Here is a 21,476-nt window from a genome sequence, read left to right on the forward strand (position 1 = left end):
GCGAAAGCGGATTAGCCCAAACCAAGGAGCTTGCTCCTTGGGGTTGTAGGACGTCTCACATGGAGTTACAAAGGTGTGTATTAGGCGAAGAGGTCTGGAAAGGCCCGCTAGAAGAGGTAAAAGCCCTGTAGCCAAAAATACACACTCTCTGAGACGGATCCTGAGTACGGCGGGACACGTGAAACCCCGTCGGAATCCGGCAGGACCATCTGCCAAGGCTAAATACTCCCTAGTGACCGATAGTGAAGCAGTACCGTGAGGGAAAGGTGAAAAGCACCGCGGAAGCGGAGTGAAAAAGAACCTGAAACCGTGCGCTTACAAAAAGTCAGAGCCCGATCTATGGGTGATGGCGTGCCTTTTGTAGAATGAACCGGCGAGTTACGTTCACGTGCAAGGTTAAGTCGGGAAGACGGAGCCGCAGCGAAAGCGAGTCTGAATAGGGCGAATAAGTACGTGGTCGTAGACCCGAAACCGTGTGATCTACCCCTGTCCAGGGTGAAGGTGCGGTAACACGCACTGGAGGCCCGAACCCACGCACGTTGAAAAGTGCGGGGATGAGGTGGGGGTAGCGGAGAAATTCCAATCGAACTCGGAGATAGCTGGTTCTCCCCGAAATAGCTTTAGGGCTAGCCTCGAGGTATGAACGTCGTGGAGGTAGAGCACTGATTGGGTGCGGGGCCCGCCAAGGGTTACCAAGTCTAGTCAAACTCCGAATGCCATAGACGTGCTTCTCGGGAGTCAGACAGTGAGTGCTAAGATCCATTGTCAAGAGGGAAACAGCCCAGATCATCAGCTAAGGTCCCCAAGTGTGTGTTAAGTGGGAAAGGATGTGGAGTTGCAAAGACAACCAGGATGTTGGCTTAGAAGCAGCCACCATTTAAAGAGTGCGTAATAGCTCACTGGTCGAGTGACTCTGCGCCGAAAATGTAACGGGGCTAAACACACCACCGAAGCTATGACATGTACCGAATGGTACTTGGGTAGGGGAGCGTTGAATATAGGTTGAAGGTATACCGTAAGGAGTGCTGGACTGTATTCAAGTGAGAATGCCGGTATGAGTAACGAAAAGACAAGTGAGAATCTTGTCCGCCGAAAGCCTAAGGGTTCCTGAGGAAGGCTCGTCCACTCAGGGTAAGTCGGGACCTAACGCGAGGCCGAAAGGCGTAGTGGAAGGACAACAGGTTCAAATTCCTGTACCACCGTAAACCGTTATGAGCAATGGGATGACGCAGAAGGGCAGTGACGCGGACTGATGGAATAGTCCGTCCAAGCAGTGAGGCTGATGAGTAGGCAAATCCGCTCATCATAAGGCTGGGCTGTGATGGGGAGCGAAAATTACAGTAGCGAAGGTCATGCACTCCGGCTGCCGAGAAAAGTCTCTAGCCAGGTGAAGGTGCCCGTACCGCAAACCGACACAGGTAGGCGAGCAGAGCATGCTAAGGCGCGCGGAAGAACTCTCGTTAAGGAACTCGGCAAAATGACCCCGTAACTTCGGGAGAAGGGGTACCTCGGTAGGGTGAATAGCCCGAGGGGGTCGCAGTGAAAAGGCCCAAGCGACTGTTTAGCAAAAACACAGGTCTGTGCGAAGCCGTAAGGCGAAGTATACGGGCTGACGCCTGCCCGGTGCTGGAAGGTTAAGGGGAGCGGTTAGGAGCAATCCGAAGCTGTGAACCGAAGCCCCAGTAAACGGCGGCCGTAACTATAACGGTCCTAAGGTAGCGAAATTCCTTGTCAGGTAAATTCTGACCCGCACGAATGGCGTAACGACTTGGGCGCTGTCTCAACGAGAGATCCGGTGAAATTTTAATACCTGTGAAGATGCAGGTTACCCGCGACAAGACGGAAAGACCCCATGGAGCTTTACTGTAACTTGATATTGAACTTTGGTACGATCTGTACAGGATAGGTGGGAGCCTAAGAAGCATGAGCGCCAGCTTGTGTGGAGGCGACGTTGGGATACCACCCTGATCGTATCGGAGTTCTAACCTAGGACCGTGAAACCGGTTCGGGGACCGTGTCAGGTGGACAGTTTGACTGGGGCGGTCGCCTCCTAAAATGTAACGGAGGCGCCCAAAGGTTCCCTCAGAATGGTTGGAAATCATTCGGAGAGTGCAAAGGCATAAGGGAGCTTGACTGCGAGACCAACAAGTCGAGCAGGGACGAAAGTCGGGCTTAGTGATCCGGTGGTACCGAATGGAAGGGCCATCGCTCAACGGATAAAAGCTACCCTGGGGATAACAGGCTTATCTCCCCCAAGAGTCCACATCGACGGGGAGGTTTGGCACCTCGATGTCGGCTCATCGCATCCTGGGGCTGAAGTAGGTCCCAAGGGTTGGGCTGTTCGCCCATTAAAGCGGTACGCGAGCTGGGTTCAGAACGTCGTGAGACAGTTCGGTCCCTATCTGTCGCGGGCGCAGGAAATTTGAGAGGAGCTGTCCTTAGTACGAGAGGACCGGGATGGACGTACCGCTGGTGTACCAGTTGTTCCGCCAGGAGCACCGCTGGGTAGCCAAGTACGGACGGGATAAGCGCTGAAAGCATCTAAGCGCGAAGCCCCCCTCAAGATGAGATTTCCCAATTTAGTAAGACCCCTTGAAGACGACGAGGTTGATAGGTTCGGGGTGGAAGCGCAGCAATGCGTGCAGCTGACGAATACTAATCGGTCGAGGGCTTATCCTAATAAATACGCTAAAGTTTCAGAGCTTGTCTTTCGCATCCAGTTTTCAATGTGTAAATCACGTTGATATTGCAGTACAGCCCGAGGTCTGCAATGTAAGTAATCGGGAAAATGTGGCGGTGTAGCTCAGCTGGCTAGAGCGTACGGTTCATACCCGTGAGGTCGGGGGTTCGATCCCCTTCGCCGCTACCATATTTTCGGAGGCTTAGCTCAGCTGGGAGAGCATCTGCCTTACAAGCAGAGGGTCGGGGGTTCGATCCCCTCAGCCTCCACCATATATGTTTGACAATGACGCGGGGTGGAGCAGCCCGGTAGCTCGTCGGGCTCATAACCCGAAGGCCGCAGGTTCAAATCCTGCCCCCGCAACCAATTTTAAGCAATCATTTATGGAGCTGTGGTGTAGAGGCCTAACATGCCTGCCTGTCACGCAGGAGACCGCGAGTTCGAATCTCGTCAGCTCCGCCATTTTATTTTCGTTATAAGGCTCGGTAGCTCAGTCGGTAGAGCAGAGGACTGAAAATCCTCGTGTCGGCGGTTCGATTCCGTCCCGAGCCACCATTTTTATGGAGGGCTAGCGAAGTGGCTAAACGCGGCAGACTGTAAATCTGTTCCTTCGGGTTCGGTGGTTCGAATCCATCGCCCTCCACCATTTCTTTCACATCGAGAGTCATTAGCTCAGCTGGTAGAGCACCTGACTTTTAATCAGGGTGTCGTAGGTTCGAATCCTACATGACTCACCATTTTTAAAAAGCTGATTTGCAGAAAATAATCTGCGAATTTTTTTATTTATATGCAATTTCAAAAGCTCGGTATTGGTGTTATCACTAATACCGAGCTTTTTTTGTGTATTTTTATTAGGAGCGAAGCTTTAACTCTGCTAGTAGTTCAGTTAAGGAAGCGTCAAGACGAAGCTTTAATTCGTCACTTAGCTCATATCCGGCTGCCCCACCATCCAATTGTACGCGAGAAATTTGAGAGTCTACCGCATAGACGCCGCTGGAAAAATGCTTAGCACCCATGGAAGCAAGTACAGGCTTCAGGGAGTAATCAATAGACAGCAGGTGGGCCAGAGAGCCCCCAATGAAAAAAGGCGTAATGATTTTTTCTTCCAAACCCTTTTGAGGCAATAGATCGAGGAATGTTTTAAGAACACCAGTGAAAGAGGCTTTGTAGACTGGACTTGCGATAATAACGGCTCTAGCGCCTTCTACTAACGCTGTTGCTTCTACAATAGCAGGGCTGTCGAAACGGGCGTTAATGAGATCTTCCGCTGGTAAAGAAGCAACGGTAATATGGCGGAGTGTTACATTTTGGCTAATGAGCTGCTGCTCAATATATTGAGTAATGCCGGTTAGACGGGAACCAGGATTCGGGCTGCCCGATATGATGACAATCGTTGACATAATTATCGCTCCTCAAATCAATTACTTTTATTATTCCGATAAATTAACTTTTTTTTATCATAACACTTCAATCTTTTCGACGTCAATGACATTTATAGTAGGTGTTCATGATTATTAGCTCATTAGGGAATAATAGGCGGAAACAAGCTGATTAGCGATGCAAAGGGGTCCGTCTATGATGATATATGGGTTGGCGGCTTTTATAAGTTTGGCTATTGTGAGTGCAATGGTTCCGATTGTGAGAAGGTTCGCTTTGCAGCATGGGATTATGGATCGGCCGAATTCACGGAAAATTCATCGGCAGCCCATTCCCTTGCTCGGAGGGATTGCGATTTATGTGGCATGCACCGTTACGATTATTGCTTTTCAGGGAATGACATCGTTAAGCTGGACGATTGCAGTTGGTGGTGCGGTGCTTGTCACCGTTGGATTATTAGATGATAAAGCGAAGGCGGATGGAAAGGATTTCCCTGTCTGGCCTAGAGTGCTCGTTTATGGCGCAGTGTCCACGCTCCCCCTCTGGTTCCATATTCAAATAACAGGGGTGACGAACCCTGCTTCGGGCCTGTTCTTTTTTCTCCCACACTGGGTAGCCTGGCTTGGGACGTCAATCTGGATATTCGCGCTTATCAACATGATTAATTTCATGGATGGAGTGGATGGATTGGCATCCGGAGTATGTGTTTTATCAGCGGTCACGCTGTTTATTACTGCCTTGCTCAAAGGGCAGGCTGAAACGGCGATTTTAGCTGCTATTGTTGGAGGGGCGTGCTTGGGCTTTCTTTTGTTCAATTTTTATCCGGCCAGAATTTTCATGGGGGATGCAGGAGCTACGTTTCTTGGTTATACGCTCGCCGTTGTGGCCGTGGACGGAGCTTTCAAGAAAGCAACCTTCATTACAGTGCTTGTGCCGCTGCTTGCGCTAGGGTTGCCCATTATGGATACTTCCATCGTCATGCTGCGGCGGCTCGCTCGTGGCAAAGGACTGCATCATGCGGACAAGCTGCATACCCACCATGCGCTGATGAAGTGGGGATTGAACCAGGTGCAAACCGTATCCTTTCTATATTTAATTGCTGCATTGTTCTCTATGCTGTCGATCATTCTTTTACTGGTCATGGGCTGAATTACCTGTCCCAATATGTTACAATGACGAGAAAAAGCGTTCATTCGTGAGGCTTGCGATAGGAGATAGCAGAAAATGAGCACGACAGAATGGTTGAAACCGCTGGAGCGCATTTTGGACTGTCCAGTTCGTCTAGTAAAAATACAATTGTCCGAGTGGAATGATATAGCAGATAAAGATCACTATCTACAGGCAGAGGAGCCAGGACGCGCCCCAGTCTTGCAAGGACAACGTGTCCAGCGCAAGGATAAAATGTGGGTGGCTATTCGAGCAGTAGAGCATGAAGTCGAGGCTTTAGAAATAGAGGGCAGTCGCTTTGAGGCGAGCACGCTGGATTTACTAAGCTTTATGCTGCGTTGGAATGAAGCGATGCCGGCGCATGCTAAGGCTGCTGGCAAGCTTACGGAAAGCGAGAAGACTGCCCGCAGTATTGGCGAGTGGATTCAGGAGCAGTTCGAATCAGGAGAGCCGGGGCAATCAATGCCGGATCACTTGACAGCGGGAGGCAAGCTGTTTGCCGATATGATTCCTTTTTTACTAGTAACGGAATATTCGAATACGAAGCAAGCGGCATATGTGGAGCTGGAGAAGCTGCTGCGTTCCTTTCTCGCAGAGGAAATTTTATTAATACCGCTGCGGGAGCAGGAATGGCTCATTTGGGGCCCTGTTTCGTTGCTTAAGGAAGCGGATTCGGAGTTGTTTGATGATGACGATGAAGAATCGGTGGAGGATAACCTGGCTTCTATTTGTCTTGGGCTGCATGAGATGCTTGCCAGCGAGTGGATCGGTGAATGCCATCTGGCGGTCTCGCATCCGATCAGACCGGCGAAAGGCATTATAGAGACGACGGCTGCGCTGCGCGAAACGATAAATTTGGGACGGAAATTCCACGTTGGCAGCAATATTCATTTTCCGTGGAATTTGCAGCTGGAGCGTCTGCTGAATAGCATACCGGAGAGCCAGCGAGCCCGATATTTGGAGCAATCGCTAAAGCGTACAGAGCTTTTCGTAGAGGCAGAAATGCTTGCTACACTGGAAACCTTTTTCTCATTGGACTGTAATGTAAGCGAAACCGCGAAGAAGCTTTATATCCACCGCAATACATTATTATATCGTCTGGACAAGCTAAAACAGGAGACAGGGCTTGATGTTCGACAATTTCGTGATGCCGTCTTAGTCAAAATTATATTGCTATTGTACAAAGTTACGAAAAGACATTAGTTTTTTTGTAAAGTTTGTGCATAGTCATCTGAGGGCATGTGGGATAAGATAGGTCTATAAGAAAATTTCTTTTAGGGGGAAATTCACATGGCAGGCGTACGTTTAGAAGGTATTTACAAAAAATATCCGGGAACTGATAAAGCATCGGTAACTGACGTTAACTTAGATATCAAGGACAAAGAATTTCTAGTGCTTGTAGGTCCATCCGGCTGTGGTAAATCGACAACTCTTCGTATGATCGCAGGTCTTGAAGAAATTTCCGAGGGTAAATTGTTTATCGGCGAGCGTCTTGTTAATGACGTAGCTCCTAAAGATCGTGATATCGCGATGGTATTCCAATCTTACGCTCTTTACCCGCATATGAACGTATACCAAAACATGGCTTTTGGTTTGAAGCTTCGTAAATTCAAAAAAGCAGACATCGACAAACGCGTTCGTGAAGCTGCTAAAATTCTAGATATCGAGCATTTGCTTGACCGTAAACCGAAAGCTCTTTCCGGTGGTCAGCGTCAACGTGTCGCTCTTGGTCGTGCGATCGTTCGTGAGCCGCAAGTATTCTTGATGGATGAGCCGCTTTCCAACTTGGATGCGAAACTTCGTGGTCAAATGCGTGCTGAAATTTCCAAGCTGACTAAACGTCTTGAAACAACGACAATCTATGTAACGCATGACCAAATCGAAGCAATGACGATGGGTGATCGTATTGTTGTTATGAAGGACGGCTTTATTCAACAAACAGCTTCTCCGGATCACCTTTATAACCACCCAGTTAACATTTTCGTTGCTGGCTTCATCGGCGCTCCTTCCATGAACTTCGTTAAAGGTTCAATTACGGAGCAAGGCGGTACTGTTCGTTTCAAAGCGACAGGCGTAGATGTAGTTGTACCTGAAGGCAAAGCGGCTACGCTTCGTTCCAAAGGCTACATTGGCAAAGATGTAATCCTGGGTATTCGTCCAGAGGATCTGCATGAAGAGCCAGTATTCCTGGAAGCTTCGCCTAACACAATCGTTAACGCTTCGATCGAAGTTGCGGAGAACCTGGGTCACGAAATGTACCTGTACCTTAACGGTATTGGCACAGATTCAGTTATCGCACGTGTAGACGGACGCTCCGCTCTGCGTGATGGCATTACGGTTAAACTTGCTCTAGACATGAACAAAGTTCACCTGTTCGATACAGAGACCGAGCTTAACATTTTCGAAAACTAATTGCTAAAGCCATTATAGATTTCATAAAAGAGCTGTTGGATTCGTCCAACAGCTCTTTGTTATTCCACTGAGGATGACTTTGCGAAGAGGCTCATTCATTTGAGCGTCAGAAAGCGGGAAGACGTTGCTTTCGGCGCTTTTTTCCTATACGATGAGGTTATTGGTAATTAGCTTACATAAGCTGTTGTGATATAAGGAGGCCATGCTATGCCTAAGAAAGTGAAAGTATCAGAATTAGTACAGCATTTTTCATTGGAAATTATATCGGGTGAAGAAGGCTTAAAGCGTGCTATTACGGTTGATGACCTATATCGTCCGGGGCTTGAAATGGCCGGATATTTTGATTATTTTCCGAGTGAGCGAGTGCAGCTGTTAGGAAAGACGGAAATTACGTTCCTCAGCACATTGACGTCAGAGGAGCGCAGTCTGCGTATGGAGCGTCTGTGCCATTCAGACACGCCTTGTATTATTTTGACCCGTGGACTGGAGCCGCCTGATGAACTGATTGCATATTCGAACAAAACGAAAATTCCCGTGCTCGGCAGCCATGTGGCAACTACAATTTTGACCAGCCGGATTACAGATTTTCTAGAGAAAAAGCTTGCGCCTACCGCGACCATTCATGGTGTTCTGGTAGATATCTACGGAGTGGGCATGCTCATAACGGGCGGCAGCGGCATCGGTAAGAGCGAGACGGCTCTTGAGCTTGTAAAACGCGGACATCGGCTTGTTGCCGATGATGCAGTTGAGATCAGACAAACGTCTGACAGCCAGCTCCATGGGACTGCCCCGGAATTAATCCGTCATTTACTGGAAATTCGCGGCTTAGGCATTATTAATGTCATGACGCTGTTCGGTGCTGGTGCCGTACGTACACAGAAGCGGATCGCATTAGTCATCAGGCTTGAAAATTGGCAGCAGGACAAACAATATGACCGTTTGGGTCTGGATGAAGAGAAGACGCGTATTATTGATACCGACGTTCCGCTTGTAACAGTTCCTGTAAGGCCGGGTCGTAACCTTGCGGTTATTATTGAGGTTGCGGCTATGAACTTCAGGCTGAAGCGAATGGGCTATAATGCTGCGCTGCAATTTACTAATAAGCTGACCGAAACCATTGCCGAAGATACGGATGATTACGACTGATATGAAGGAGCTAATAAAAGATGCTTACATCGCTAATTGACCCCATTGCTTTTTCACTGGGGCCCCTAACTGTTCGTTGGTACGGCATTATTCTCGGCACAGCTGCCTTAGTAGGCTTGCTGCTGGCGATACAAGAGGGCAAACGCTTTGGCATTAAGCCGGATTTCTTTATGGATATGCTGCTGCTTGGCGTTCCATCCGCTGTTATCTGTGCTCGCATATATTATGTTGCCTTCAAATGGGAGGATTATAAGGAGAACCCGCTTGATGTGTTTAAAATTTGGGAGGGCGGCATAGCCATTTACGGCGCTCTGATTGGTGCCTTCCTTTGCGGTTTCTTCTATTTCCGTTATAAGGGCTACAGCTTCTTAAGACTCGCCGATGTGTGCGTGCCAGGCCTGCTTGCTGGTCAAATGATTGGCCGTTGGGGCAATTTCATGAACCAGGAGGCATATGGCGGTCCCGTAGAGGAAAGCTTCCTGCGTGACACGCTTCACCTTCCTAATTTTATTGTGAATCAAATGAATGTGAACGGCATCTTCCATCACCCGGCTTTTTTGTATGAATCGCTGTGGAGCCTTGTGGGAATCGTGCTGCTGTGCGTGCTGCGTCGTCAACGTTTCCTGCGTGCGGGTGAATTGCTAGCTAGCTATTTCATCTGGTATTCCCTTGGCCGCTTCTACATTGAGATGGTGCGCACGGACAGCTTGGCCTTCCATGGCCCAGCGTGGCTGGTAAACCTTGTGGACGCTCTTTGGTCGCCGATGACGATTTTGTTCCAGCCTGGCTATTTGGACCCGTCATATGGTAACCTGAGGATTTCTCAGCTGCTTGCGCTGCTGCTTATTGTTGGTGCCATCGCTTTTATCGTCATTCGCCGCAAAACAGGAGCTGCCAAAGAGCATTATTCCGATCCAATCGTCTCCACGAAGGTGGAGCATGCGGCTATTGCAACGGATGATGCTCCGAAAGCATAAAGGTAAAATTTAAATTCGGATGAGACGAGCTATTGCCTTCTCGAAGGCAATAGCCGTTATGTTTTTGTAAGGCTTTTTTGTAGGGCCTTTTGTAAGGCTTATAGATAAGCATTAAAGTGGACTTAGGAGGAGACAGATGTGCTAGGTAACATAAAAACGATGCTGTTTGATTTGGATGGTACCATTATTGATACGAACGAATTGATTATCCGCTCGTTTCTGGATGCGCTGCAAGGCTTCGTTCCGGCGAATTTCAATAGAGACAATATTATTCCAAGCATGGGACAGCCTTTAACGATGCAAATGCAGCAATTTTCGGGGCTTGAGGATGTAACGCATCTGGTGGCGGCTTACCGCGAGGTCAACCTTCGCCTGCATGATGAATATGTGAAGCCTTTCGACTATGTTGTAGAGGTTATTAAAAATTTACATGAGCAGGGCATCCAGATCGGGATTGTAACGACGAAAATGCGCCTGACAACCGAGCGAGGCTTGAAATATGTAGGTCTTAGCGATTATGTCGACACGGTTGTGACCATTGATGATGTCACGCATCCTAAGCCGCATCCAGAGCCAGTCAGTATGGCTATTGCTGCACTTGGCGCAGATCCGGCGACGACCTTAATGCTGGGTGACAGCTCGGTCGATATATTATCCGCTGAGGCGGCTGGCGCTTTGCCAGTTGGTGTAGCTTGGTCGATGAAGGGAGCGCAGTTGCTTCGAGATTGTGGCGCTCAGTATGTCATTGATGATATGCGGGAGTTGTACGCTTTCGCAGGATTGGAGCGGAAATAAATTGCGTAATGTCGAACGTTATCCGGTAGAGGGGCCTAATGCGCTCTGGCAGGTCTATCGTACGGTCAGCCGATTTAAGGCGGTACGTAATTTCATATTCATTCAGCTGGCACGTTATTGTCCGGTTTTGCCGGTCAAAAATATGATCTACCGTCGTGTGCTTGGCATGAAGGTCGGTCAGCACACCGCATTTGCGCTAATGGTGATGGTGGATGTTTTTTTTCCGGAACGGATTGAGGTTGGGGATAATACGATTATCGGATATAACACGACGATTCTTACGCATGAGTATTTAATTCGCGAATATCGGCTTGGTGATGTGAAAATAGGGGCAAACGTTATGATTGGCGCGAATACGACGATTTTGCCGGGTGTTACAATCGGCGATCATGCGGTGGTAGCCGCTGGCTCAGTTGTTTACAAGGATGTGCCAGCCCATGCCTTCGTTGGCGGGAATCCCATACGTGAGATTGCCAAGGGGAGTCGCCCCGCGGATCATAGCTAAAACTGCCAATGCTGAAACGCGAACAAAGCTGGTGCTGATCATGAGCAGCAGCTTTGTTCATGTCAGGCAAGGAATTCATAATATATCTCCTATTCAGCAAAGCTCTAATCTTGACGGAGCAGAGGCTTCATGTTACCATAACGTCTAGGTTCTTTATTTTGGCAGATTGCTAATATGGCAACGCGTTAACATACTAAAGTAAATTGTGGGTGAAAATAGATGTCTAAACCAAAAGTATTTGAGAAACCGATTGGTGTTAAAGATTATCTTCCAGAGGCTGTTGCAAAGCTGCGCCGAATTGAGCATGCGGCTCTTGCTTGTATGCAGGGCTGGGGCTATGAGCAGATTATTACGCCAACTATGGAGTATTACGACACCGTAGGGGTAGCAAGCTCTACCTCTGACCAAAAGCTGTTTAAGCTGCTCAACAACCGTGGAACGACGCTCGTGCTGCGTTCGGATATGACAGCGCCTATTGCGCGAGTAGTATCCTCGTTATTGAAGGAGTCCCCATTTCCGCTGCGATTGTCGTATCATGCGAATGTGTACCGTGCGATTGAGGAGGAAGCTGGCCGTGAGGCCGAGTTTTTCCAGACGGGCGTTGAGCTTGTTGGCGATGCTTCGGCTGATGCGGATGCGGAGGTTGTGGCGCTCGCTATTGCTTCCTTGAAGGCCGCCGGCGTCAAACGTTTTAAGATTGCTATCGGTCATGTCGGCTTCCTGAACGGACTGTTCGAGGAATCGCTTTCTGGACGCGAGGAGGAGCAGGAGCAGCTTAAAGCGTGTCTGCTGGGCCGCGATTACGTCGGCTATCGGGAGCAACTGCGCCAGCTGGCGCTGGAGGAGCCTGTACAGCGCGAGCTGGAAGGGATTTTAAGGCTGCGCGGCGGCCAGGAGGTATGCAAGCAGGCGCTTGAATTAAGCGCAGATGAGACGGCACAGGCGTCTATCCAGCATTTATGCGAGATGTGGGACGTGCTCGACGCTTACGGACTAAGCGAGCATGTGCTGATTGATCTGACGATGATCGGCGATTTCTCTTATTATACCGGCATGACCTTTGAAGGTTATGCGGCGGATCTTGGATTCCCAGTAGTGAGCGGCGGAAGATACGACAATTTGCTTGCTCAATTCGGCCGTCCGGCTCCAGCGACAGGCTTTGCGCTGAAGACGACGCGGATACTGGAAGTGCTCGGCAATGAAGATGAGCCAGCGAAAGCTGAGCGAGTGCTGATTGGCTATGATGAGACGGAGCGCAAAGCGGCTCTGGCCATCGCGCAGCAGCTCAGAGGCCAAGGAACGGCAGTTGTGACAGAGCGTATTGGGCTAGAGGAAGCAGCGGAGCTATCGAAGAATACGTCTGGTCGGTTTATTTTCAAAGGCGTAGAATATGTGGAGTTTTTACTATTTACCGAGGCTATGAACGAAACGCTTGGAGGGGATGGCAAATGAGCGGAGCAGGCAGGGAAATTTTGAAGGTGGCTATGCCGAAAGGCCGGATTTACAAGCAGGCATCAAAGCTGTTTCGCGAAGCGGGCTTGCCGATTCCAAGCGATTTTGACGATACGCGTAAGCTGATCATTGAGCTGCCGGAGGCAGGCATGGAGTTTATTATGGCAAAGCCTGTAGACGTGCCTACTTATGTGGAATATGGTGTCGCGGATATTGGAATCGTTGGCAAGGATGTGCTGATGGAGGAAAATAAAGATGTTTACGAGCTGCTGGATCTCGGCATTGCCAAGTGCCGGATGTCGGTAATCGGGCTGCCGGACTGGAAGCCGGTTATTAATCCGCGGGTGGCGACGAAATATCCGAATGTGGCCTCGCAATATTTCCGCGAATTGGGACAGCAGGTCGAAGTGATTAAGCTGAATGGCTCGATTGAGCTAGCGCCACTAATTGGCCTTGCTGACCGCATTGTTGATATGGTAGAGACAGGGCAGACGCTGCGTGAAAACGGCTTGGTCGAAATGGAGTCCATCTTCGGCATTACGAGCCGCTTGATCGCGAACCGTGTCAGCTATCGGATGAAGAATGAGGCGATTCAAAGCCTTTGCGATAGGTTGCAGGAAACGCTTGGTGCGAAGCTTTAGGAGTGCAGGAGCACGAGCGCGAGCATGAGGGAATAAAGCTATATATGGATGGGACAAAGCATTGAAGGAAAGGGGTTGGCGATTGTGAGAATTATGCGAGCAGAGCAGTTCGGTTTGAAGCGCGAGGTGGAATACGGATCGCCGGAGCAAAATGAAGTGGTGCGGACAATTATCGCAGACGTCCGCAACGAAGGAGATGCAGCTTTGCTGCGTTACACAGCAAAGCTGGACAGGGCTGAGCTGACGGCGGCAGAGCTTCGCGTGACGCAGGAGGAAATTGATGCGGCGTATGAGCAGGTGGACGCCGCTTTTCTGACAGCGATCCGCGAGGCCGCTGTCAATATCAGGTCTTTCCACGAGAAGCAGAAGCGCAACTCGTGGATGGATTTGCAGCCGGATGGGACGCTGCTCGGGCAAATATTGCGTCCGCTGAAGCGGGTCGGCGTCTATGTGCCCGGAGGCAAGGCAGCGTATCCGTCGTCCGTGCTCATGAATGTCATTCCGGCCCAGGTCGCTGGCGTGCCGGAAATCGTAATGGTCACGCCTCCGTCGACTGGCGGACGTGACGGCATTGATCCAGGCATTCTCGTTGCCGCTGCTGAAGCAGGGGTCAAGGAGATGTACCGCGTAGGCGGAGCACAGGCGATTGCCGCACTCGCTCACGGTACGGAAACGATTGCGCCCGTTGATAAAATTTGCGGGCCGGGCAATATATATATCGCGCTTGCGAAGCGCGAAGTATTTGGCGCTGTCGATATTGACAGCATCGCAGGACCGAGTGAAATTGTCGTGCTTGCCGACGAAGCGGCTGATCCGGCTTATATCGCCGCTGACCTGCTGTCACAAGCGGAGCATGATGAGATGGCATCATCCATCCTCGTAACGCCGTCGGAGCAGCTTGCAGGTGCGGTAGCCGCCGAGGTGGAGCGTCAGCTGGCGACGCTGCCGCGTCAAGCGATTGCACGGGCTTCAATCGACAGCTACGGCGCTGTGCTGATGGTCGATTCGCTGAAAGAGGGCATCGACGTCGTGAATAAGCTGGCGCCTGAGCATCTGGAGGTGCTGACAGCCGATCCAATGAGTCTGCTTGGCTTGATCGAAAATGCCGGAGCAATCTTCCTCGGACCTTACAGCTCGGAGCCGGTTGGCGATTATTTCGCTGGGCCGAACCACATCATCCCGACGAATGGGACAGCGAGATTTTCCTCGCCAGTCAACGTGGATGATTTTTTGAAAAAATCAAGCTTGATCTATTATAGCAAGGAAGCGCTGCTTGCAAATGGCGACAAAATTATGACGCTGGCTCGGCAGGAGGGGCTTGAGGCTCATGCACGGGCGATTCAAATCCGTTTGGAGCGCGAGGGCCGCTAACGAGCAAGCCCGGCTCATTCAAGGTTATCGCAGCAAAGCAAAATAAGGCACTTAATTAAGCTTAAGCACAACTAAACAAAGCGAACATTTATTTTACGGGAAGAAAGAAGGAATCGGTAATGGCGGAATTGACAGGACGCGTATCGGAAGTAGCTCGCAAAACAAATGAAACAGACATTAAGCTGGCGTTCTCGGTAGACGGAAGCGGAGCAGCCAGCCTTGAGACGGATGTGCCTTTCCTGAACCATATGCTGGATTTGTTCACGAAGCACGGTCAGTTCGACCTGACGGTCAATGCGAAAGGCGATATTGAAATCGACGACCACCACACGGTGGAGGATATTGGCATCTGCCTCGGGCAAACGCTGCGTGAAGCACTCGGCGACAAGCGCGGAATCAAGCGTTACGCGAGCGTATTCGTGCCGATGGATGAAGCGCTGGCACAGGTTATTATTGATGTGAGCAACCGCCCGCATTTCGAATACCGCGCGGAGTATCCTTCAAGCCAAGTAGGCAGCTTCTCTGTAGAGCTGGTACAAGAGTTTCTATGGAAGTTTGCGCTAGAAGCGCGCATTACGCTGCATGTTATCGTACATTACGGCCAGAATACGCATCATATGATTGAAGCGGTATTCAAGGCGCTTGGTCGAGCGCTGGATGAGGCGACTAGCATTGATCCTCGCGTACAAGGAGTGCCTTCGACGAAAGGAGTGCTGTAGCATGATTGCGATCATTGATTACGGCATGGGCAACCTTCACAGCGTCAGCAAGGCGGTTGAGCGTCTAGGCTATGAGGCGGTTGTAACGGCTGATCCGCAGGAGATTTTAGCAGCGGATGGCGCGATTTTGCCAGGTGTCGGCGCTTTCGGTGATGCGATGGGTAATTTGCGCGAGACGAAGCTCGATGAGGTGGTCAAGCAGTATGCCGCCTCTGGCAAGCCGCTGCTGGGCATTTGCCTCGGCATGCAGCTGTTGTTCACCGCGAGCGAGGAATACGGCGACAACGAGGGCCTCGGTCTTCTGCCAGGCAAGGTCATCCGTTTCCAAGGCGACTACAAAATTCCGCATATGGGCTGGAATAAGCTTAGCTTCGAGCAGGGGCAAAGCCCGCTATTCGCAGGCCTTACAGAGGGCCATGTGTATTTCGTCCACTCCTTCCATGCGAGGCCGGAGCAAGGCAGTGATTTGCTGGCTACAACTGATTATTATCAGCAGGTAACGGCTATCGTTGGGCGTGAGCAAGTATACGGCATGCAGTTCCATCCGGAAAAAAGCGGAGAGCTCGGCATGCAGCTGCTGGGCAACTTCCTTGCTTTGACGGGAAGCAGCAAGGCTTAGTCTAGCCGCTGGCTCGATCACTTGGAAGTTACTTTCAAGCACCATGTATGTATCGAACGAAAACGTTATTTTCCCATGAAATCAATGTCTACGGGCTGTCGCAGGTGAAGCCTTAGATGAGTCTAATATAAGGAGCGTGCAATATGCTGGCAAAACGCATTATTCCATGTCTCGATGTCAAAGACGGCCGTGTCGTGAAGGGCGTAAATTTCGTTAACTTGCGCGATGCGGGCGATCCAGTCGAGCTGGCATCCACCTATGATCGCGAGGGCGCGGATGAGCTCGTATTTCTCGATATTTCCGCCTCGGTTGAGGGCAGGGCTACGATGATTGAGGTCGTCAAGCGGACAGCTGGCGAAATTACGATTCCATTCACTGTTGGCGGCGGCATCTCGCATGTGGATGACATGAAGCGGCTGCTGCGGGCAGGAGCAGACAAGATCGGCATTAATACGGCCGCAGTTAAAAATCCTTCGCTCGTGCGCGATGGCTCGCGCAAATTTGGCTCCCAATGCATCGTTGTCGCGATTGATGCGAAGTTCAACGAGGCATGGGGCGAGTGGGAAGTGTACACGCACGGCGGCCGCCAGGCGACAGGCATTAAAGCGCTGGAGTGGGCGAGCGAGGTGGAGAGACTGGGCGCTGGCGAGATTTTGCTGACGAGCATGGATGCCGACGGCACGAAGGATGGCTTTGATCTTCCGCTGACCTCTGCTGTATCTGGCAAGCTGGGCATTCCGGTTATTGCCTCGGGCGGAGCAGGCCGCATTGAGCATTTCAGTGATGTTTTCGATCAGGGCAGGGCGGATGCAGCGCTGGCGGCAACGATTTTTCACTATAAAGAAATGACGATTCGCGAAGTGAAGGATGATTTGCGGCAGAAGGGCGTGGAGGTTAGATGACAGACTGGTTAAAGCAGATTAAGTGGAGCGAGGACGGCCTTGTGCCAGCGATCGTACAGGATGTGCAGAGCAAGGAGGTGCTGATGCTCGCTTATATGAACGAGGAGTCGCTTAAGCTTTCGGTGGAAACAGGCTCAACCTGGTTCTGGAGCCGCTCGCGCAGCGAGCTGTGGAACAAGGGCGCAACGAGCGGCCACACGCAGCGCATTGCGTCTTTATCCTATGACTGCGACGGCGACACGCTGTTGGTACGTGTTCAGCAAGTAGGTCCTGCTTGTCATACAGGAAGCTATAGCTGCTTTTTCAATGCTATCGAGCTGGCGGATAAAGCAAAAGGGGCCAATTCCAACGTAGACCCTGCGTTAACCGGGGCAGCTGCCGATGCAGCCGACCAAGGCGGCGATCGCTTCGCGATATTGGGAAGTCTGGAAGCCGTCATTGCCGAGCGTCATGCGGAGCGTCCAGAAGGTGCGTATACGACATATTTATTCGATAAAGGCATTGATAAAATTCTAAAAAAAGTTGGCGAGGAAGCAACCGAAGCGATTATCGCGGCGAAAAATCAGGATAACGACGAGCTGCGCTCTGAGGCGAGCGATCTGATATTCCATCTGCTCGTGCTGCTCAGAGAACGGGGCCTGCCACTCGATGATGTGATGCAGGAGCTTGTGCAGCGCCACGGGAAACCAGCCAGCAATAATGCAATGAAACGCGAGCAGTCCAAAGCCTAGCCAGGCGGGGTGCCGCGTTTTGCGGTTTTCATTCATATCAGTAAGAGGGGAAGGCGGGGCTGTATTATGCTAATCGATTACCACACGCATCATGTTCGCTGCGGGCATGCAGTGGGCACGCTGGAGGAATATGTTCAGAAGGGCATTGAACTGGGGCTTGATCAGCTCGGACTGTCCGACCATCTGCCCCTTATCCATGTCGATCCGGCAACGTATTATCCAGAGATGGCTATGCCGATGGAAGAGCTGCCGCGTTATGTCGAGGAATGTTTGACGCTTAAGGAGAAGTACAAACATCAAATTGATATACGTGTTGGGCTAGAAGGAGATTATATCGAGGGCTATGAGCGGCAGATCGAGGATATTCTTAAAGCATACCCGTTCGATTACGTAATCGGCTCGGTGCATTTTCTAGGTGAGTGGGATATTACCGATTTTCGCCAGACGCATGGCTGGGAAGGCAAAAACCGGCTGGCGGTGTATGAGCAGTATTATGATGCGGTGCAGAAGGCGGCGGCCACAGGGCTGTATGATTTTATCGGGCATATTGATGTAATCAAGCGTTTTGGCTTTAAGCCGGAGGAAGATGTTACGCATTTGGAAAATGCAGCGCTCGAAGCCGTCAAGCGGCATGGCGTCGCGATTGAATTGAATGCCTCGGGCTTGCGAACGCCTGCGGAGGAAATGTTTCCGAGCCGCAGAATGCTTGAATATGCGCATAGGCTGGGCATCCCAATTACGGTCGGCTCGGACGCGCATCAGCCAGAAAGACTGGCACAATACCTTGATCAAGCGCGTCTGATGTTGAAAGAAGTCGGTTTTTCGCAGCTCGCGACCTTTGATCGTCGAAAATTAGTCAGTATTGATTTTTGAATTATTCGCAATTCGATGTATAATGGTATTGACCAAGCGCAAACGGGCTGTGCCCAAAGCACAAGCTAGGGCAAGCAGGCGTTGCGCATTGAAAGCCTAGTCAGGTAAAACTTATCTGGTTTAAACGCTCAGGAGGGTATTATGTTAAGCGACAAGTTGCGTATTTTCTCGGGATCGTCTAATCCGGAACTAGCTCAGAAGATTGCTTCGGATTTAGGATTGACGCTCGGTGCCATTAAGATGTCCAGATTCAAGAGTGGCGAAATTTATGTCCACTATGAGGAAACCATCCGGAACTGCGACGTGTTTCTGGTTCAATCGTTTTCGCATCCGATCAACGAATATTTCGTGGAGCTGCTTGTCATGATTGATGCGGCGAAACGGGCTTCGGCGAAAACCATCAACATCATTATGCCGTATTACGGTTATGCCCGTCAGGAGCGTAAATCCTCGCCGCGGGAACCGATTACCGCAAAAATGGTTGCAGACGTATTGACGACAGTTGGGGCGACCCGCGTCGTTACGATTGACCTGCATGCACCAGCGATTCAGGGCTTCTTTAATATTCCAGTTGATCATATGACAGCTCTTGATCTGCTCAGCGATTATTTGAAATCGAAGAATATTAAAAACCCAGTTGTCGTTTCGCCAGATGCAGGACGTGCTTCAACTGCCGAGAAGCTTGCCAACTACTTGGACACTTCGTTCGCGATTATGATCAAGAAACGTCCGGCACACAATGAATCGTCGATTACCCATGTTATTGGTGATGTTGAAGGTCAGACACCGATTATTATTGAGGATCTGATTGATACCGGCACAACGATTGTTAATGTAGTGGAAAGCCTGAAGGAACGTGGTGCGGAAGATGTGTACGTGTGCGCTACTCACCCTCTGTTTTCCGGCAATGCAATTGAGCGTTTGGATATTCCAAGTATTAGAGAAGTAGTCGTAACCGACTCGATTCTCCTGCCTGACAATCGTCCTGACCGTTTCACTGTGCTGTCGGTTGCTCCACTTCTTGCGGAAGCGACCCGCATCATTATTGAAGGCGGTTCGATCAGCACCCTGTTCAAAAACGCAGGCGTGTAACGATATTTTTTTATGGACTCCTTACCAAAAACAGCATAAATACTTATATGAAATCGCGGGCGGTTATTAAAACGTCCGCGATTTTCATAGCTTTTTGCCTGTTGCCCCAAGGGAGCGCGGGCAATAGCAGCCACGGAGCAGCGTTTCCTTTAGTTTGAGTGCGCGAGTTGACCGTTCCTATGTTATAATCGTAGAAAATGAAGTTTCCGGGAGGTGCCTTGCCAATGAAGGGAAAGAAACGCGCAGCCACAGCTGACCCAAAGACGAAAATCATACCTGTTCAGTGGGATGCCACATTCTTTTTCGAACGGGCTGTCCGCTCGTTGGACCGATACCACTATGACAAGGCACTTAAATATTTTCGCCGTGCTGTGGAATATGAGCCGGAAAATCCGGTTAACCATTGTAATATGGCAGGCATTTTATCGGAAATGGGCAACTATGAGGAATCCAATAAAATTTTGCATTGGATTGTCGATGTGCTTGATCCTACGATGACGGAATGCCATTTCTATATGGCGAACAACTATGCTAACATGGAACAATATGAAGCCGCTGAAGGGGCACTGGTACACTATCTCGAAGAGGATGCGGATGGGCAGTACCTCGATGAGGCGGAAGAAATGATGGAATTGCTCGATTATGAGCTGGAGCGTCCAACGCGGGTAACGAGCATTAAGGCGCGTGAAGGTCTGTTCGAGCATGATCAGGCACGCACGCTGCTAGAGGAAGGCAAGTTCACCGAGGCGGTTCGCCTGCTGGAGGACATTATTGCGGCGCAGCCGGAATTTCTGGCAGCACGCAACAATTTGGCGCTCGCTTATTATTATATGGGTCTGTTCGATAAAGCAATGGGAACGATACATGAGGCGCTTGATATTGATGCAGGCAATCTGCATGCCTTGTGCAATTTGGCGATCTTCTACCAGCATGCCGAGGATGAGAAAAGCTTGGCCCCGCTAGTGGAGCTGCTGCGCAAGACGGCCCCTTTTCACGAGGAGCATGTGTTCAAGCTGGCTACGACGATGGGCATTCTTGGCGAGCACGAGGCGGCTTACCGTCACTTCCTTCGCTTGCTGAAGGACCCTGATCTGAATCAGGACCCGTGCCTTTATCATTATGCGGCTGTAGCGGCCTGCAATATTGGGCGATTCCATGAAGCTGAGCGGCTATGGCGGCAGACAGCAAAGCTCGATCCAAAATCGAATATTCCTCGCTATTACATGGAACAGCTGGAGCTGGTGAAGCAAGGGCAGCACAAATCAACGGTCAGCTACCATTATCATTTGCCGTTTGAGGAGCAATTCAAGCTTTGGGAAAATTCCTCGGATGGACTGCCCGATCATTTGAAGCGTGATCCGCTCGTTCGCTCCTCCTTCTTCTGGGCGCTGCGTCACGGCGATCGCAACACGAAGCTGCAGGTTATTCAAGCGCTCGGCATGATTGCCGACAACGAGGTAAAGGATGCGCTCAAAGCGTTTCTGATTGAACCGGGCGAAGATGATTATTTGAAGCGGATTGCGATATTCGTTCTGCGTACGATTGATGTACAGGAGCCATTGCAGGCCGTATTGGAGGGCAAGGCAACGGTCATCGAACCGAACCGTGTTCCTTCACGACTGCCCGTATGGGAAGCCAAATGGCAGGAAGTTGTCGAGGCCGCGCTTTCGCGCATGAACAAGCGTTATGATTTAATTCAACAGCATGATCTCATGACGCTGTGGGTCGAGTTTCTAAGTCGGGTATATCCGGACGTTCCGAAGCTCAGCAAGGTGGAAGGCTGGGCAGCAGCGCTGGAATATTTGACGGCTAAGATGCATCGTCGCACGATTTCGTATCATGAGGTATCTGTTCGTTATGGCACTTCCATTGCAACGGTCAGCAAAAATGCGAAGCGAATCGATCAAGTGTGCGGCATCAAGGAAAAGATGCGTTCGATTAATTCGGTATTTGCGCCAGATGAGCCGCTGGAATAGCGAGCAGGCGTGTTCTGTAAAATATAATACGGATAGGGCAA

At 50.4% G+C, this 21,476-nt stretch carries 18 protein-coding genes, 7 tRNA genes and 1 rRNA gene (1 of these 26 cut by a window edge); 25 read left to right on the forward strand and 1 reads right to left on the reverse strand.

The features are described from left to right. From V5J77_RS01405 to V5J77_RS01440, 8 genes are all read left to right on the forward strand, one after another. A 23S ribosomal RNA gene (locus V5J77_RS01405) occupies window positions 1-2,679 on the forward strand (it extends 255 nt beyond the left edge of the window). Between the two features lie 113 nt (window positions 2,680-2,792). Next, window positions 2,793-2,869 (forward strand) — tRNA-Met (locus V5J77_RS01410). Between the two features lie 7 nt (window positions 2,870-2,876). Further along, window positions 2,877-2,952 (forward strand) — tRNA-Val (locus V5J77_RS01415). A 17-nt stretch (window positions 2,953-2,969) separates the two neighbouring features. Next, window positions 2,970-3,046 (forward strand) — tRNA-Met (locus tag V5J77_RS01420). A gap of 19 nt (window positions 3,047-3,065) precedes the next feature. After that, window positions 3,066-3,142, forward strand: a tRNA-Asp gene (locus V5J77_RS01425). A gap of 17 nt (window positions 3,143-3,159) precedes the next feature. Further along, window positions 3,160-3,235: transfer RNA gene (locus tag V5J77_RS01430), tRNA-Phe, on the forward strand. Window positions 3,236-3,242: 7 nt separating this feature from the next. Next, a tRNA-Tyr gene (locus tag V5J77_RS01435) sits at window positions 3,243-3,326 on the forward strand. Between the two features lie 15 nt (window positions 3,327-3,341). Further along, window positions 3,342-3,417 (forward strand) — tRNA-Lys (locus tag V5J77_RS01440). A 114-nt stretch (window positions 3,418-3,531) separates the two neighbouring features. Here V5J77_RS01440 and ssuE read toward each other — a convergent pair. After that, window positions 3,532-4,080 carry an NADPH-dependent FMN reductase gene (gene ssuE / locus V5J77_RS01445; RefSeq protein ID WP_338554020.1) on the reverse strand — a complete coding sequence of 183 codons (549 nt, stop codon included), beginning with the start codon at window positions 4,078-4,080 and terminating at the stop codon, window positions 3,532-3,534. 175 nt (window positions 4,081-4,255) lie between these two features. Between ssuE and V5J77_RS01450 the strand changes: the two genes are divergently transcribed. The 17 genes from V5J77_RS01450 to V5J77_RS01530 all read left to right on the forward strand — a co-directional run bounded on the left by V5J77_RS01450 (window position 4,256) and on the right by V5J77_RS01530 (window position 21,435). Next, window positions 4,256-5,206, forward strand: coding sequence for an MraY family glycosyltransferase (locus V5J77_RS01450; protein ID WP_338554021.1), 951 nt, complete (start codon window positions 4,256-4,258; stop codon window positions 5,204-5,206). A 75-nt stretch (window positions 5,207-5,281) separates the two neighbouring features. Then, a complete protein-coding gene (locus V5J77_RS01455) occupies window positions 5,282-6,427 on the forward strand; it encodes a helix-turn-helix domain-containing protein (RefSeq protein WP_338554022.1) in 1,146 nt (381 codons plus the stop codon). An 87-nt stretch (window positions 6,428-6,514) separates the two neighbouring features. After that, window positions 6,515-7,636 carry a sn-glycerol-3-phosphate ABC transporter ATP-binding protein UgpC gene (gene ugpC, locus V5J77_RS01460; RefSeq protein ID WP_338554023.1) on the forward strand — a complete coding sequence of 374 codons (1,122 nt, stop codon included), beginning with the start codon at window positions 6,515-6,517 and terminating at the stop codon, window positions 7,634-7,636. Between the two features lie 207 nt (window positions 7,637-7,843). After that, the gene (hprK, locus tag V5J77_RS01465) at window positions 7,844-8,782 is read left to right on the forward strand and encodes an HPr(Ser) kinase/phosphatase (RefSeq protein WP_338554024.1); all 939 of its coding nucleotides are present in this window, start codon (window positions 7,844-7,846) and stop codon (window positions 8,780-8,782) included. Window positions 8,783-8,802: 20 nt separating this feature from the next. Further along, window positions 8,803-9,759 carry a prolipoprotein diacylglyceryl transferase gene (gene lgt / locus V5J77_RS01470; RefSeq protein ID WP_338554025.1) on the forward strand — a complete coding sequence of 319 codons (957 nt, stop codon included), beginning with the start codon at window positions 8,803-8,805 and terminating at the stop codon, window positions 9,757-9,759. Window positions 9,760-9,897: 138 nt separating this feature from the next. After that, window positions 9,898-10,554 carry a pyrophosphatase PpaX gene (gene ppaX, locus V5J77_RS01475; protein ID WP_338554026.1) on the forward strand — a complete coding sequence of 219 codons (657 nt, stop codon included), beginning with the start codon at window positions 9,898-9,900 and terminating at the stop codon, window positions 10,552-10,554. A gap of 1 nt (window position 10,555) precedes the next feature. Continuing rightward, window positions 10,556-11,059: an acyltransferase gene (locus V5J77_RS01480; protein ID WP_338554027.1), complete on the forward strand. Its 504-nt coding sequence runs from the start codon at window positions 10,556-10,558 to the stop codon at window positions 11,057-11,059. A gap of 219 nt (window positions 11,060-11,278) precedes the next feature. After that, window positions 11,279-12,511, forward strand: coding sequence for an ATP phosphoribosyltransferase regulatory subunit (locus V5J77_RS01485; protein WP_338554028.1), 1,233 nt, complete (start codon window positions 11,279-11,281; stop codon window positions 12,509-12,511). Beyond that, entirely contained in the window at window positions 12,508-13,152 is a 645-nt protein-coding gene (gene hisG / locus V5J77_RS01490) for an ATP phosphoribosyltransferase (RefSeq protein ID WP_338554029.1), read from the forward strand. The genes V5J77_RS01485 and hisG overlap by 4 nt, the downstream gene beginning before the upstream one ends. Window positions 13,153-13,236: 84 nt before the next feature. Further along, window positions 13,237-14,523, forward strand: a complete 1,287-nt coding sequence (gene hisD, locus V5J77_RS01495) for a histidinol dehydrogenase (RefSeq protein ID WP_338554030.1) — start codon at window positions 13,237-13,239, stop codon at window positions 14,521-14,523. Window positions 14,524-14,642: 119 nt separating this feature from the next. Further along, window positions 14,643-15,242, forward strand: a complete 600-nt coding sequence (gene hisB, locus V5J77_RS01500) for an imidazoleglycerol-phosphate dehydratase HisB (protein WP_338554031.1) — start codon at window positions 14,643-14,645, stop codon at window positions 15,240-15,242. A 1-nt stretch (window position 15,243) separates the two neighbouring features. After that, window positions 15,244-15,861, forward strand: coding sequence for an imidazole glycerol phosphate synthase subunit HisH (hisH, locus tag V5J77_RS01505; protein ID WP_338554032.1), 618 nt, complete (start codon window positions 15,244-15,246; stop codon window positions 15,859-15,861). Between the two features lie 143 nt (window positions 15,862-16,004). Beyond that, complete coding sequence (hisF, locus tag V5J77_RS01510) at window positions 16,005-16,763, forward strand: imidazole glycerol phosphate synthase subunit HisF (RefSeq protein WP_338554033.1); 759 nt, start codon at window positions 16,005-16,007, stop codon at window positions 16,761-16,763. Then, window positions 16,760-17,494 (forward strand): bifunctional phosphoribosyl-AMP cyclohydrolase/phosphoribosyl-ATP diphosphatase HisIE, encoded by a 735-nt coding sequence (gene hisIE, locus V5J77_RS01515; protein ID WP_338554034.1) that lies wholly within the window; start codon window positions 16,760-16,762, stop codon window positions 17,492-17,494. Before hisF ends, hisIE begins: the two co-directional genes overlap by 4 nt. A gap of 66 nt (window positions 17,495-17,560) precedes the next feature. After that, window positions 17,561-18,367 (forward strand): histidinol-phosphatase HisJ, encoded by an 807-nt coding sequence (gene hisJ / locus V5J77_RS01520; RefSeq protein ID WP_338554035.1) that lies wholly within the window; start codon window positions 17,561-17,563, stop codon window positions 18,365-18,367. A 141-nt stretch (window positions 18,368-18,508) separates the two neighbouring features. Further along, complete coding sequence (locus V5J77_RS01525; RefSeq protein WP_338554036.1) at window positions 18,509-19,459, forward strand: ribose-phosphate pyrophosphokinase; 951 nt, start codon at window positions 18,509-18,511, stop codon at window positions 19,457-19,459. A 224-nt stretch (window positions 19,460-19,683) separates the two neighbouring features. Continuing rightward, the gene (locus tag V5J77_RS01530; RefSeq protein WP_338554037.1) at window positions 19,684-21,435 is read left to right on the forward strand and encodes a tetratricopeptide repeat protein; all 1,752 of its coding nucleotides are present in this window, start codon (window positions 19,684-19,686) and stop codon (window positions 21,433-21,435) included. Window positions 21,436-21,476 lie beyond the last annotated feature (41 nt).

This window comes from Paenibacillus sp. KS-LC4 (assembly GCF_036894955.1).
Lineage (GTDB): Bacteria > Bacillota > Bacilli > Paenibacillales > Paenibacillaceae > Pristimantibacillus.

Excerpts from the sequence above, each read along its gene's own strand:
- V5J77_RS01455 (WP_338554022.1), top strand. The coding sequence starts at position 5,282 with ATGAGCACGACAGAATGGTTGAAACCGCTGGAGCGCATTTTGGACTGT.
- ugpC (WP_338554023.1), top strand. The coding sequence starts at position 6,515 with ATGGCAGGCGTACGTTTAGAAGGTATTTACAAAAAATATCCGGGAACT.
- hisH (WP_338554032.1), top strand. The coding sequence starts at position 15,244 with ATGATTGCGATCATTGATTACGGCATGGGCAACCTTCACAGCGTCAGC.
- V5J77_RS01525 (WP_338554036.1), top strand. The coding sequence starts at position 18,509 with ATGTTAAGCGACAAGTTGCGTATTTTCTCGGGATCGTCTAATCCGGAA.
- hisIE (WP_338554034.1), top strand. The coding sequence starts at position 16,760 with ATGACAGACTGGTTAAAGCAGATTAAGTGGAGCGAGGACGGCCTTGTG.
- V5J77_RS01530 (WP_338554037.1), top strand. The coding sequence starts at position 19,684 with ATGAAGGGAAAGAAACGCGCAGCCACAGCTGACCCAAAGACGAAAATC.
- V5J77_RS01450 (WP_338554021.1), top strand. The coding sequence starts at position 4,256 with ATGATGATATATGGGTTGGCGGCTTTTATAAGTTTGGCTATTGTGAGT.
- lgt (WP_338554025.1), top strand. The coding sequence starts at position 8,803 with ATGCTTACATCGCTAATTGACCCCATTGCTTTTTCACTGGGGCCCCTA.
- hisF (WP_338554033.1), top strand. The coding sequence starts at position 16,005 with ATGCTGGCAAAACGCATTATTCCATGTCTCGATGTCAAAGACGGCCGT.
- hprK (WP_338554024.1), top strand. The coding sequence starts at position 7,844 with ATGCCTAAGAAAGTGAAAGTATCAGAATTAGTACAGCATTTTTCATTG.
- hisJ (WP_338554035.1), top strand. The coding sequence starts at position 17,561 with ATGCTAATCGATTACCACACGCATCATGTTCGCTGCGGGCATGCAGTG.
- ssuE (WP_338554020.1), bottom strand. The coding sequence starts at position 4,080 with ATGTCAACGATTGTCATCATATCGGGCAGCCCGAATCCTGGTTCCCGT.
- V5J77_RS01485 (WP_338554028.1), top strand. The coding sequence starts at position 11,279 with ATGTCTAAACCAAAAGTATTTGAGAAACCGATTGGTGTTAAAGATTAT.
- hisG (WP_338554029.1), top strand. The coding sequence starts at position 12,508 with ATGAGCGGAGCAGGCAGGGAAATTTTGAAGGTGGCTATGCCGAAAGGC.
- hisB (WP_338554031.1), top strand. The coding sequence starts at position 14,643 with ATGGCGGAATTGACAGGACGCGTATCGGAAGTAGCTCGCAAAACAAAT.